The sequence below is a fragment of the Streptomyces sp. CBMA156 genome, assembly GCF_014596515.1.
Classification (GTDB): Bacteria; Actinomycetota; Actinomycetes; order Streptomycetales; family Streptomycetaceae; genus Kitasatospora.
Map to the genome: position 1 here is coordinate 1 of NZ_MSJQ01000070.1, position 12,276 is coordinate 12,276.

Here is a 12,276-nt window from a genome sequence, read left to right on the forward strand (position 1 = left end):
GCTGGAGCGTTACCGGCAGGCGGCGGCCGGCGGCTCGGCGGAGGGCGCGTTCCGGCTGGCCTCGCTGCTGGACCGGCGCGGCGACGCGGACGCCGAGGCCGAGCACTGGTACGCGCTGGCGGCGGACGCCGGGCACCGGCGCGCGCAGGTGCGGATGGGCGTGCGGGCGGCCGAGCGCGGGGCGCTGGAGATCGCCGAGAGCTGGTACCGGCGGGCGGCCGAGGCGGGCAGCCGCAGCGCCGCGTTCAACCTGGGGCTGCTGCTGGCCCGGCAGGACAGCGAGGCCGAGGCGATGCTCTGGTACACCCGGGCCGCCGACGCCGGGCACGGCCGGGCGGCGCTGCGGCTGGCCCTGCTGGCGCTGCGCCGGGGAGAGCCGATGCAGGCGGAGAACTGGTGCCGGCGGGCGATCGACTACGGGCCGGCCGAGGTGGCGGAGCGGGCCGGACGGCTGCTGGGCGCGCTGAGCGCGGAGCTGAGCGCGTAGGGCGCGCCGCGTGCGGAGCTGAGCGGGTAGGGCGAGCCGAGTGCGGAGCTGAGCGCGCGGGGCGCGTCCCGGCCGGGCAACCGGTCGGCTACCCGCGGCAGTTCGGGCACAGCCCGCGGTAGGTGACCTCGGCGGCGGTGACGGCGAAGCCGTGCCGCTCGGCGCCGGGCAGGGCGGCGAGCGGGTCGCCGTGCGGGTGGACGTCGCGGATCGCACCGCAGCCCGAGCAGACCAGGTGCTGGTGGGCGCGGTGCGCGTTGGGGTCGTAGCGCTTGGCGCGGCCGTCGGTGGCGACCTCCAGGACCTCGCCGAGGGCGACCAGTTCGCCGAGCGCGTTGTAGACGGTGGCGCGGCTGATCTCCGGCAGCCGGGCCGCCGCGCGGGCGTGCACCTCGTCCGCGGTGAGGTGGACGTGGTCGCCGTCCAGGGCCTCGGCCACGACCCGGCGCTGCGAGGTCAGCCGCCAGCCTCTTGCGCGCAGTCTCTCCAGCAGGTCACTCATGCATCCAGAGTAGGTCAGACTCTGAGATTGGTTCCAGTGTTGACTTGGACAAAGTCCAAGTTAGGATCGTGTCATCACGACCGGACACCGCGGAGGCACTCCCATGACGATCCAGGACGAGCAGCGCCCCACCCTGACCACGGAGGCGGGTGCCCCCGTCGCCGACAACCAGAACACCGAGACGGCGGGCGTCGGCGGCCCGGCGCTCATCCAGGACCAGCTGCTGTTCGAGAAGCTCGCGCACTTCAACCGGGAGCGGATCCCGGAGCGCGTGGTGCACGCCCGCGGCGCGGGCGCGTACGGCACCTTCACGGTGACCGCCGACGTGACCCCGTGGACCCGGGCGGCGTTCCTGTCCGAGGTCGGCAGGCAGACCGAGGTCTTCCTGCGCTTCTCCACCGTGGCGGGCAACCTCGGCGCGGCCGACGCGGTGCGCGACCCGCGCGGCTTCGCGCTGAAGTTCTACACCGAGGAGGGCAACTACGACCTCGTCGGCAACAACACCCCGGTGTTCTTCATCAAGGACGCCGTCAAGTTCCCCGACTTCATCCACACCCAGAAGCGCGACCCGTACAGCGGCTCGCAGGAGGCGGACAACGTCTGGGACTTCTGGGGCCTGTCGCCCGAGGCCACCCACCAGGTGACCTGGCTGTTCGGCGACCGCGGCATCCCGGCCTCGTACCGGCACATGAACGGCTACGGCTCGCACACCTACCAGTGGCAGAACGAGGCCGGCGAGCACTTCTGGGTCAAGTACCACTTCAAGACCGACCAGGGCATCCGCAACCTCACCCAGGCCGAGGCCAACACCCTCGCCGGCGAGGACCCGGACAGTCACCAGCGGGACCTGCGCAGCTCGATCGAGCAGGGCGACTTCCCCAGCTGGACGGTGCAGGTCCAGATCATGCCGGCGGCCGACGCGGCGCAGTACCGCTTCAACCCCTTCGACCTGACCAAGGTCTGGCCGCACGCCGACTACCCGCCGATCGAGATCGGCCGGCTGGAGCTCAACCGCAACCCCGACAACGTCTTCGCCGAGGTCGAGCAGTCGGTCTTCTCCCCGGCGCACTTCGTGCCCGGCATCGGCCCGTCCCCCGACAAGATGCTCCAGGGCCGGCTGTTCGCCTACGCCGACGCCCACCGCTACCGGGTCGGCATCAACGCCGACCACCTGCCGGTGAATCGTCCGCACGCCACCGAGGCCCGCACCAACAGCCGGGACGGCCACCTGTACGACGGCCGCCACGGCCGGCAGAAGAACTACGAGCCGAACAGCTTCGGCGGCCCGGTGCAGACCGGCCGTCCGCTGTGGGCCGCGACCGCCGTCGACGGCCTCACCGGCAACCACGTGGCGCCCTCGCACGCCGAGGACGACGACTTCGTGCAGGCGGGCACCCTGTACCGGCTGTTCTCCGAGGAGGAGAAGCAGCGCCTGATCGCCAACCTGGCGGGCTTCATCGCCAAGGTCTCGGCCGACCGCGAGGACATCGTGGAGCGGGCGGTCGACAACTTCCGCAAGGCCGACGCCGACTACGGGCAGCGGCTGGACGCGGCGGTCCGGGAGCTGCGCAAGCAGTAGCACCGGGCCCGGCAGGACGGCGGCCCCCGCGACCGGTTCACACCGGTCGCGGGGGCCGCGACCACGCTCAGACGCTCAGCCGGCGCAGGGCCTCCTCGTGCAGCAGGCCGTTGGAGGCGACGGCGTCGGCGCCGCCGGGGCCGGGGACGCCGTCCAGGCCGGTGAAGCGGCCGCCGGCCTCCTCGACGATGACGCAGTTGGCCGCCATGTCCCACAGCGACAGCTCGGGCTCGGCGGCGATGTCGACGGCGCCCTCGGCGACCATCATGTAGGACCAGAAGTCGCCGTAGGCGCGGGTGCGCCAGCAGGCCCGGGTGAGGTCCAGGAACGGGTCGAGGCGGCCGCGCTCCTCCCAGCCGGAGAGCGAGGAGTACGAGAAGGACGCGTCCTCGATCCGGGAGACGCCGGAGACGTGCAGCCGGGAGGCCTTGGCCAGGCTGCGGCCGCCGAACGCGCCGAGACCCTTGGCCGCCCACCAGCGGCGCTGGAGCGCGGGGGCGGAGACGATGCCGACCACCGGGCGCTCGACGCCGTCCGGGCCGTCCTCCAGCAGGGCGATCAGGGTGGCCCAGACCGGGACCCCGCGGATGTAGTTCTTGGTGCCGTCGATCGGATCGATCACCCAGCGGCGCGGGCCCGAGCCCTGGAGGCCGAACTCCTCGCCGAGGACGGCGTCCCGCGGGCGGGCGCGCTGGAGCACGCTGCGCACGAGTTCCTCGGTGGCCTTGTCGGCGTCGCTCACCGGGGTGAGGTCGGGCTTGGTCTCGACCTTCAGGTCGAGGGCGCGGAAGCGCTCCAGGGTGACCGAGTCGGCCGAGTCGGCGAGGACATGGGCGAGTCGGAGGTCGTCGTGGTAATCGGCCATGTCCGAAACCCTAGCGAGCCTCCCCCGATCGGCACAGCCGGGCTCGCGGAGCGGTACGGAGCGGACCGGCGCGGCCCGGGGGCGGACGGAGCGGGCGCGGGCGCGCGGCCGCTCAGTGCGCGGTGCCGCTGAGCTGGAGGCCGATGACGCCGGCGATCACCAGGGAGATCGAGACCAGCTTGAGCACCGAGCTGGTCTCGTTCAGGAAGACCATGCCGTAGATCGCGGTGCCGGCCGCGCCGATGCCCGTCCACACCGCGTAGGCGGGCCCGACCGGCAGGGTCTTCAGCGAGAGCGTGAGCAGGCCGAAGCTGCCGAGGGCGAACACGCAGAAGCTGATGGTGGGCCAGAGCTTGGTGAAGCCCTCGCTGAGCTTGAGGTTGATCGCGAAGCCGGTCTCCAGCAGGCCGGCCAGGACCACCAGGGCCCATGCCATCGGGTGCCCTCCCTGTCGATCGAGGGTCGGGACGTGAACGGCCCGACTTTCCTATGATCGCCAGGCGGGCCCGCTCCGACACCTCGAACGGGCCACCGGCTCCGCGTCCTACTCGACCTCGCCCTCCTTGCTGGCCAGCAGCCGGCGCAGCGAGTAGAGCCGGGCGGCCTCGGCGTGGCCCTCGGCGACCCAGGCGTCCAGCGCGCAGTCCGGCTCGTCGTGGCTGCACGCGCGGGGGCAGTCGACGGTGCCGGGCTCCAGGTCGGGGAAGGCCAGGATGACCCGGGACGGGTCGATGTGGGAGAGGCCGAAGGAGCGGAAGCCGGGGGTGTCGATCACCCAGCCGGGGTCCAGCGCCTTCTTCGAGCCGGGCTTGGCACCGGGCGGCGGGGGCAGCCGCAGCGCCAGGGCGGAGACGGTGGTGTGCCGGCCGCGGCCGGTGACCGCGTTGACGTGCCCGGTCTGCCGCCTGCGGTCCGGGACGAGCGCGTTGACCAGGGTGGTCTTGCCGACGCCGGAGTGGCCGATGAACACCGTGGACAGCCCGCGCAGGTGCTGGCGGACGGCCTCGGCGCCGGTGGTCTCCAGCTCGTCGCGGCGGGTGACCACGTACGTGATGCCGAGCGAGGCGTAGGAGTCCAGCAGGATCGAGGCCGGGGCGAGGTCGGACTTGGTGAGCACCAGCAGCGGTTCCATGCCCGCGTCGTAGGCGGCCACCAGGCAGCGGTCGATCAGCCGGGGGCGCGGCTCGGGGTCGGCCAGGGCGGTGACGATGGCCAGCTGGTCGGCGTTGGCGACGACGATCCGCTCGTACGGGTCGTCGTCGTCCGCGGTGCGTCGCAGCACCGAGCCGCGCTCCTCGACCCGGACGATCCGGGCCAGGGTGTCGGCGTCCCCGGAGAGGTCGCCGACCAGGTTGACCACGTCGCCGACGACGACGCCCTTGCGGCCCAGCTCGCGGGCCTTCATGGCGACGACCTCGTGCTCCTGCTTCGTCCCCGGATCGACCAGGCAGGTGATCCGGCCGCGGTCGACGGTCAGCACCATCGCCTCGGCGGCGTCCTCGTGTTTGGGCCTGATCCGGGTCCGCGGCCGGGAGCCCCGGCGGGCGGGGCGGTTGCGGATGTCGTCCTCGTCGGCGTCCTTGCCGTAGCGGCGCATGTGCTCAGTCTCCGCTCAGGCGTCCGCCGCCGCTCCGCCGAGCAGCTCGGCCCACATCCCGGGGAAGTCGGGCAGGGTCTTGGCGGTGGTGGCCACGTTCTCGACCCCGACGCCGGGCACGGCGAGGCCGATGACGGCGGCGGCGGTGGCGAGGCGGTGGTCCTCGTAGGTGTGGAAGACGCCGCCGCGCAGCGGGCGCGGGCGGATCCGCAGGCCGTCCTCGGTCTCGCTGACGTCGCCGCCCAGGTCGTTGATCTCCTTGGCGAGCGCGGCGAGCCGGTCGGTCTCGTGCAGGCGCAGGTGGGCGATGCCGTACAGGTGGGACTCGGAGTCGGCGAGCGCGGCGACGGCGGCGATCACCGGGGTGAGCTCGCCGACGTCGTGCAGGTCGGCCTCGATGCCGTGGATCCGGCCGGTGCCGGTGAACTGGAGGCCCTCGTCGGTGAACTCGCAGGCGCCACCCATCCGGGTGTAGATCTCGCGCAGCTGGTCGCCGGGCTGGGTGGTGTGCGCGGGCCAGTCCCGCACGGTGACCCGGCCGCCGGTGACCAGGGCGGCGGCGAAGAACGGGGCGGCGTTGGAGAGGTCGGGCTCGACCACCATGTCGCGGCCGATCAGGGCGCCGGGGGTGACCCGCCAGACGTCCTTCTCGCCGCCGTCCTCGGGGGCGTCGACCTGGGCGCCGGCCAGGCGCAGCATCTCCACCGTCATCCGGATGTGCGGCAGCGACGGGACCGGGCCGCCGACGTGGCGGACCTCGATGCCGTGGTTGTAGCGGGCGCCGGAGAGCAGCAGCGCGGAGACGAACTGGGACGAGGAGGAGGCGTCCAGCTCGACCGGGCCGCCGTCCAGCGAGCCGGTGCCGTGCACGGTGAGCGGGAAGGCGCCGCGGCCCTCGTCGTCGATCCGGGCGCCGAGCGCGCGCAGGGCGTTGATCACGCCGTGCTGGGGGCGCTCGCGGCAGCGCGGGTCGCCGTCGAAGTGCACCGGGCCGTCGGCGAGGACGGCGAGCGGGGGCAGGAAGCGCATCACGGTGCCGGCGTTGCCGACGTCGACGGAGGCGGGGCCGAGCAGCGCGGGGGCGGGGATGACCCGCCAGGCCTCGCCGCCGCCGGTGCCGCCGGAGTCGTTGTTGACCTTCTCCTCGATGGTGACCCCGAGGGCGCGCAGGCCGTCGGCCATCAGCTGGGAGTCGCGGCTGCGCAGCGGGCGGCGCACCCAGCCGGGACCGTCGGCGAGTGCCGCCAGGACCAGGGCCCGGTTGGTGACCGACTTGGAGCCGGGGATGCTGACGGTGGCGTCGACGGGGCTGGTGGCGACGGGAGCGGGCCACGGGGTCTCGGTCATGGGGCAAGTCTAGGGGCCGTGCCGGAACGGATTCCGCGTGCGGGCGTGGGTGCGGGCGGCCGGTGCGGGACGGCTCGGGGCCGCGCGGTGCGCGGACCGGCTAGGACAGTGGCTGGAGCAGCCAGGAGGCGCCGAGCCCGAGGCAGGCCAGGGCGACGAGCAGGAAGACGGTGACCCAGGCGAGCGCGGGGACGTGGGTGAGCCGGGCGAGCTGGTCGGCGTCGGAGTCGCGGGCCCAGCCGATCCTGCGCTGGTGCTGGAGTTCCAGGACGGGACGGACCGCGCCGAACAGCAGGAACCAGCAGCCGAGGTACGCGAAGCCGGCCTGGACCTCGGCGCTGCCGAACCAGGAGACCAGGAAGAAGGCGGTGCCGGAGGCCAGCACGGTGAGGAAGCCGAAGGCGTTGCGGATGCGCAGCAGCAGGGCGAGCAGCAGCACGATCGCCAGCCAGAGCAGCAGGGTGATCCGGTCGGTGGCGAGCAGGGCGGCGCAGCCGAGGCCGAGCAGGGCGGGGGCGGTGTAGCCGGAGGCGGCGGTGAGGACCATGCCGGGGCCGGTGGGGCGGCCGTAGGAGAGGGTGAGCCCCGAGGTGTCGGAGTGCAGCCTGATGCCGGCCAGCTTGCGGCCGGTGACCAGGGCGACCAGTCCGTGGCCGCCCTCGTGGGCGATGGTCACGGCGTTGCGGGCGACGTGCCAGAGCGGGCGGGCCAGGACGGTGAGCAGGGCGACGGCCCCGGTGGCCAGGACCAGCCAGCCGGGCGGGGTGCTCTGGGTGCCGGTGACCTGGTTCCACAGGTCGCCGAAGGTGTGGTCGTTCGTGTTCATCGGTGCCTCTCCGCCTCCGTCCGTCGTACCGGGCCCGTCCCGTTGGGCCGTTCGGGGCAGCCTCCCATGCGGGGACGGGCGGGCGGGAGCGGGCGGTTCCGGCGCGGGGACGAGGAAGTCCCGGGGGCCGGTGGCATGGCAAGCTGGCCCGCATGTGCGGTCGGTTCTCAGCCAGCAGCAAGCCCGAGGACGTCGTCGAGCTGTTCGACGTCGAGCACTGGGACCCGGAGGAGACCCTGGACCCGAACTGGAACGTCGCGCCGACCGACGGCGCGTTCGTGGTGCTGGAGCGGCTGGGCAGGGAGCGGCCCCGCCCGGTGCGGCAGCTGCGGGTGCTGCGCTGGGGGCTGGTGCCGCAGTGGTCGAACTCCGCCGAGACGGCGGTGAAGATGATCAACGCCCGGTCGGACACGGTGCACGAGAAGCCCTCGTACCGGCAGGCCTTCGCCGCCCGCCGGTGCATCCTGCCGGTGGACGGCTACTACGAGTGGCAGACGGTGCCGGGGGAGCGCGGCAAGGCGCGCAAGAAGCCGTACTTCGTCTCCCGGGCGGACGGCGCCCCGCTGGCGCTGGCCGGGCTGTACGAGTTCTGGCGCAACCGGACGGTGCCGCCCGGGCACCCGGAGGCCTGGCTGGTGACGTTCACGATCGTCACCACGGACGCCGAGGAGGTGCTGGCGCCGATCCACGAGCGGATGCCGCTGTTCCTGGACCGGCAGGACTGGGACGCGTGGCTGGACCCGGGGCTGACCGACCCGGACGAGGTGCGCCGGCTGCTGATACCCCCGCCGCCGGGCGCGCTGCTGGCCACCCCGGTCTCGCCGGCGGTCGGCAGCATCCGCAACAACGGCCCGGGGCTCAAGGAGCCGTGGGCCGAGGCCGAGTACGAGACCACCTTGTTCTGACCTGCCCTGTCCTGCCCCGTCCTGCCCTGTTCTGTTCTGCCCTGTTCCGAAGGTTCCTGGAGACGCCGAGATGAGCACCACCGAGCTGGTCCCCACCGAGGCCGGGGAGGCCCGGATCAGCTACCACCGGGCCGCGAAGCCGGTGGCCGTGCTGGCGCTCGGCCACGGCGCGGGCGGCGGGATCGAGGCCAGGGACCTGGTGGCGCTGGCCGGGAAGCTGCCGGCCAGGGGGATCACCGTGGCGCTGGTCGAGCAGCCCTGGCGGGTGGCCGGGAAGAGGCTGGGGCCGGCGCCGAGGACGCTGGACCTCGGCTGGCGGCCGGTGGCCGGGAGGCTGGCCGGGCAGGGGCTGCCGCTGGTGGTGGGCGGGCGCAGCGCCGGGGCGCGGGTGGCCTGCCGGACGGGCGCGGCGACCGGGGCGGTGGGGGTGGTGGCGCTGGCGTTCCCGCTGCACCCTCCCTCCTCCGCCCGCCATCGCGGAGGAGGGGCCCATGGCAGGCCGGAGAAGAGCCGGGCCGACGAGCTGCTGGAGTCGGGGCTGCCGACGCTGGTGGTGCAGAGCGCGGCGGACCCGTTCGGCGGGCCGGCGGAGTTCCCCGGGCTGCCCGCGGGGCACGAGCTGGTGGCGGTGCCGTACGGCAGCCACGGTTTCGAGGTGCCCAAGCGGGCGCCGGTGGGGCAGGACGAGGTGCTGGACCTGATCTGCGCCGCGGTGGGGGACTGGGTGCTGGCCCTGGTCGGGGACCGGTGAGCGGAGCGTCGCCGTTCGCTCACTCGTGCGAGTGAATGGTCTCCGTGAGCGGGAATGTGCGCGGGGTGCGGGTGGTTGTCGTCTCCGTCAGCACGAGTCACCGGTGAGAGGCAGGGCAGATGGGTTCGATCGCGTGCCCCGAACGGCCTGAGGAGCGAGAGGCTGCTGTGGCGTTCGCCCCCTCCTGGCCGGAGTGGTTCGACGCGGGCGAGAAGCCCGTCAGCCCGATATCCTCCATTTCTGGGCGGCCCGCCGTGGGCCGTGCCCGTCATGCCGAGGAGGTGGGTCCGGTCGTCGGGACCGAGCACGAGGCCGATCCGGGCCGTGGCCCGGGCGACGCCATGCCCACGGGCGAGGCGCTCACCGGTGAGGAGCTGGCCGAGGCGATCGGTGAGGACACCTACCGGGTGTCGGCGGAGGAGAGCGAGGAGACCCGGCGGGAGCGCTTCGAGCGCGACGCCCTGGGCTACCTGGATCCGATGTACTCGGCGGCGCTGCGCATGACGCGCAACCCGGCCGACGCGGAGGACCTGCTCCAGGAGGCGTTCGCCAAGGCGTACGCGTCCTTCCACCAGTTCCGCGAGGGCACGAACCTCAAGGCCTGGCTGTACCGCATCCTCACCAACACGTTCATCAACTCGTACCGCAAGAAGCAGCGGGAGCCCCAGCGCACCGCGGCGGAGGAGATCGAGGACTGGCAGCTGGCCAGGGCCGAGTCGCACATGTCGACGGGTCTGCGCTCGGCCGAGACCCAGGCGCTCGACCACCTCCCCGACAGTGATGTGAAGGACGCGCTCCAGGCGATCCCGGAGGAATTCCGGATCGCGGTCTATCTCGCGGACGTAGAAGGCTTTGCGTACAAGGAGATCGCGGACATCATGGGTACTCCCATCGGTACGGTGATGTCCCGGCTGCACCGCGGCCGCCGTCAGCTGCGCGGCATGCTGGAGGACTACGCCCGTGAGCGCGGGCTCGTCCCGGCCGGCAGCGGGGCAGGGCAGGAAGCGAAGGGCTCGGGCTCATGAGCTGCGGCGATCCGCACGAAACCGAGTGTGGCGAGGTCCTCGACCACCTCTATGAATTCCTCGACAACGAGATGACCGAAGGCGACTGCGTCAAGTTGCGCGTGCACTTCGAGGAGTGCTCGCCCTGCCTGAAGCAGTACGGCCTGGAGCAGGCGATCAAGGCGCTGATCAAGCGTTCCTGCGGGTGCGACGACACCCCGGCCGACCTGCGCAGCAAGGTGCTGGCCAGGATCGACTCGATCCGGTCGGGGCAGCGCAACGGCGAGCAGGTGGTGGTCGCGGTGGAGACCACCGTCGAGCTGCACGCCGAGGCGGCCAGGCCGGCGCCCAGGCCGGGCGGGGCGGCCGCGGGGGAAGCGCCCGGGCGCCCGGGCGCGCCGGTCGAGGCCGGCGCCCAGGCGGAGTGACCGGCCGACGGTAGGCGTGTGCCGGCCCGTCGGTGACGGCGGGTCGGGCGGTTCGGACGGATTGTCGGGCGGTTCGGACAGGTTGTCGGGAGGTCCGGGCAGGTCGTCGGACGGTGCGGATCAAGGTGTCCAGTGGCCCCGGGAGTGTGCGCTCCCGGGGTCGCTCCTGTTCTGCGCACATGCGCCGTCACTCGTTCGAGTGAGTTGGCGATGCGCCAACTGCGCCATTGCGCCATCATGCGTCCCCACGCCCGGGTGGCGGCCTATCCTCCTGACGGACGCTCACCGTCGGTTCGCCCGGCGCGCTGAGGCAACACCGGTCCGTACGGCGGGGAGGTCGAGATCGCTACCGACTGTGGAGGCGCGACCCTGCCGCGAGGGGCGGCGCGCTACCTGGTGGCCGTCCCGGTGGCGGCGCTGTGCTGTCTGGTGCCGCTGCTGCCGGCCGCCCACGGAGTGCCGGGCTGGCTCGGCGGGCCGGTGGACTGGCCCAAGGTCGGACTGCTGGCCTTCCTGCACGGCTGCTGGGAGTCACTGGCCCAGGGCCTGCCCACACCCTGCCTGGTGCTGGTGCGCAGGCTGCTGCGCCGGCCGGCGCTGCCCGAGCGGACGCCCGCCAGGCCCGGGGTGAACGCCTTCTTCCCGGTGCTGTTCGCCGGGGTGCTGATGCTGCCGCCGGCCGCCGCCGCCCTGGTGGCCGCTCCGGCCGCGCTGCTCGGCGGCCCGAGCGGGCGCGGCTGCCGCCCGCGACAGCTGTTCAACGGCTCCCAGCTCGCGCTGTGCGCCTTCGCCTCCTCGGTCGCCTTCCACCTGCTGTACGGCCCGCAGCTGCTGCTCGGCTCCCGCTTCCCCGCCGCGCTACTGCCCGGGTTCGCCGCCGTCGCGGTGTTCTGCCTGGTCAACGGGGTGGTGGTGGGCGTCATGCGGATGCTCACCGAGGGCCGCAAGGTCTGGGTGCTGCTGCGCGGGGCGCACTCGGTGTGCGGGCTGCCGGTGCTGGTGCACGCGGCCGGCGGACTGATGGTCGCGGTGCTCTGGCAGGGCCCGTACGGCGCGTTCGCGGCCCTGCTGGCGCTGCTGCCGCTGTCCATTTCGGCCTGGGTGTTCGCCCAGGGCCAGCGCGAGCGGGACGCCCACCAGGCCACCGTGCAGGCGCTGGTGCAGGCCGTGGAGATCAAGGACTCCTACACCCGGGGCCACAGCGAACGGGTCGGTCGGGCCTCGGTGCTGATCGCCACTCAGCTCGGCATGGAGGCCGAGCGGCTGCGCACCCTGCGCTTCGCCGGAATCCTGCACGACGTCGGCAAGCTCGGGGTGGCCACCGAGCTGCTGCGCAGAAACGGTCCCCTGACCGAGGCGGAGCGCCGGGCGGTGGAGATCCACCCGGTGTACGGGTACGAGCTGGTGCGCGGGATCGACTTCCTCGGCGAGGCGCACGCGGGGATCCTGCACCACCACGAGCGGATGGACGGCCGGGGCTACCCGAGCGGGCTGGCCGGCGACCGGATCCCCGAGTTCGCCCGGATCATCTCGGTCGCCGACGCCTTCGACTCGATGACCTCCACCCGCTCCTACCGGCGCGGCCGGCCGGTCAGCGAGGCGGTGGCGGAGCTGGAGCGCTGCTCGGGCAGCCAGTTCGACCCGGTGATGGTGCGGGCGCTGATCGGCGCGCTGGCCGGGCACGACTGGCGGCCGGTGGTGCACTCCGAGGACTGCATCGAGGCGGTGCCCGACATCCCGCTCGGGGTGCCCGAGCCGGCCAGGGCGGCGCCGGGCCGGGTGCCGCCCCAGGGCGGGAACGTCCCCGCGGCCGGGCAGCCGTGAGGGCCCCCGGACGGGCGGTCCCCGGAGCCGTCTCTTCGGGGCTCAGGGCTTCCGGCCGTACGGCGCTCGGGTGGGTGGTGCCCGGATCCGGGCCGGCCGGGCGCCGGGCCCTGCGGCGGGTGGCCCTCGGCCGCACGCCCTGCGGGCGCACCGCGCGCGCG

Annotated in this window: 12 protein-coding genes and 1 pseudogene; 7 read left to right on the forward strand and 6 right to left on the reverse strand. The window is 73.6% G+C overall.

The annotated features are described in order from the left end of the window. A pseudogene (locus tag BU198_RS05765) lies at nt 1-487 on the forward strand (sel1 repeat family protein); the annotation flags it as partial. Between the two features lie 88 nt (nt 488-575). Here the strand turns inward: BU198_RS05765 and BU198_RS05770 are convergent. Further along, a complete protein-coding gene (locus BU198_RS05770; RefSeq protein WP_188295753.1) occupies nt 576-989 on the reverse strand; it encodes a Fur family transcriptional regulator in 414 nt (137 codons plus the stop codon). A gap of 103 nt (nt 990-1,092) precedes the next feature. On the opposite strand from BU198_RS05770, the gene BU198_RS05775 reads away from it, so the two are divergent. Beyond that, nucleotides 1,093-2,568 (forward strand): catalase, encoded by a 1,476-nt coding sequence (locus BU198_RS05775; RefSeq protein ID WP_188295754.1) that lies wholly within the window; start codon nt 1,093-1,095, stop codon nt 2,566-2,568. 67 nt (nt 2,569-2,635) lie between these two features. On the opposite strand, the gene hisN is transcribed toward BU198_RS05775, so the two are convergent. The 5 genes from hisN to BU198_RS05800 all read right to left on the reverse strand — a co-directional run bounded on the left by hisN (nt 2,636) and on the right by BU198_RS05800 (nt 7,203). Further along, entirely contained in the window at nt 2,636-3,433 is a 798-nt protein-coding gene (hisN, locus tag BU198_RS05780; protein ID WP_188295755.1) for a histidinol-phosphatase, read from the reverse strand. Between the two features lie 112 nt (nt 3,434-3,545). After that, a complete protein-coding gene (locus BU198_RS05785) occupies nt 3,546-3,869 on the reverse strand; it encodes a DMT family transporter (RefSeq protein WP_188295756.1) in 324 nt (107 codons plus the stop codon). A gap of 108 nt (nt 3,870-3,977) precedes the next feature. After that, nucleotides 3,978-5,030: a ribosome small subunit-dependent GTPase A gene (rsgA, locus tag BU198_RS05790; RefSeq protein WP_188295757.1), complete on the reverse strand. Its 1,053-nt coding sequence runs from the start codon at nt 5,028-5,030 to the stop codon at nt 3,978-3,980. 15 nt (nt 5,031-5,045) lie between these two features. Beyond that, the gene (gene aroA, locus BU198_RS05795) at nt 5,046-6,377 is read right to left on the reverse strand and encodes a 3-phosphoshikimate 1-carboxyvinyltransferase (protein WP_188295758.1); all 1,332 of its coding nucleotides are present in this window, start codon (nt 6,375-6,377) and stop codon (nt 5,046-5,048) included. A gap of 100 nt (nt 6,378-6,477) precedes the next feature. Further along, nucleotides 6,478-7,203, reverse strand: a complete 726-nt coding sequence (locus BU198_RS05800; protein ID WP_188295759.1) for a M50 family metallopeptidase — start codon at nt 7,201-7,203, stop codon at nt 6,478-6,480. A 152-nt stretch (nt 7,204-7,355) separates the two neighbouring features. Between BU198_RS05800 and BU198_RS05805 the strand changes: the two genes are divergently transcribed. From BU198_RS05805 to BU198_RS05825, 5 genes are all read left to right on the forward strand, one after another. Beyond that, a complete protein-coding gene (locus BU198_RS05805; RefSeq protein WP_188295760.1) occupies nt 7,356-8,108 on the forward strand; it encodes an SOS response-associated peptidase in 753 nt (250 codons plus the stop codon). A gap of 70 nt (nt 8,109-8,178) precedes the next feature. After that, nucleotides 8,179-8,859: an alpha/beta family hydrolase gene (locus BU198_RS05810; protein WP_188295761.1), complete on the forward strand. Its 681-nt coding sequence runs from the start codon at nt 8,179-8,181 to the stop codon at nt 8,857-8,859. A 167-nt stretch (nt 8,860-9,026) separates the two neighbouring features. Beyond that, the gene (locus BU198_RS05815) at nt 9,027-9,884 is read left to right on the forward strand and encodes a sigma-70 family RNA polymerase sigma factor (RefSeq protein WP_317619982.1); all 858 of its coding nucleotides are present in this window, start codon (nt 9,027-9,029) and stop codon (nt 9,882-9,884) included. Beyond that, nucleotides 9,881-10,291: a mycothiol system anti-sigma-R factor gene (gene rsrA, locus BU198_RS05820; protein ID WP_188295762.1), complete on the forward strand. Its 411-nt coding sequence runs from the start codon at nt 9,881-9,883 to the stop codon at nt 10,289-10,291. Before BU198_RS05815 ends, rsrA begins: the two co-directional genes overlap by 4 nt. A 396-nt stretch (nt 10,292-10,687) precedes the next feature. Next, nucleotides 10,688-12,115, forward strand: a complete 1,428-nt coding sequence (locus BU198_RS05825) for an HD-GYP domain-containing protein (protein ID WP_317619983.1) — start codon at nt 10,688-10,690, stop codon at nt 12,113-12,115. Nucleotides 12,116-12,276: the final 161 nt, after the last annotated feature.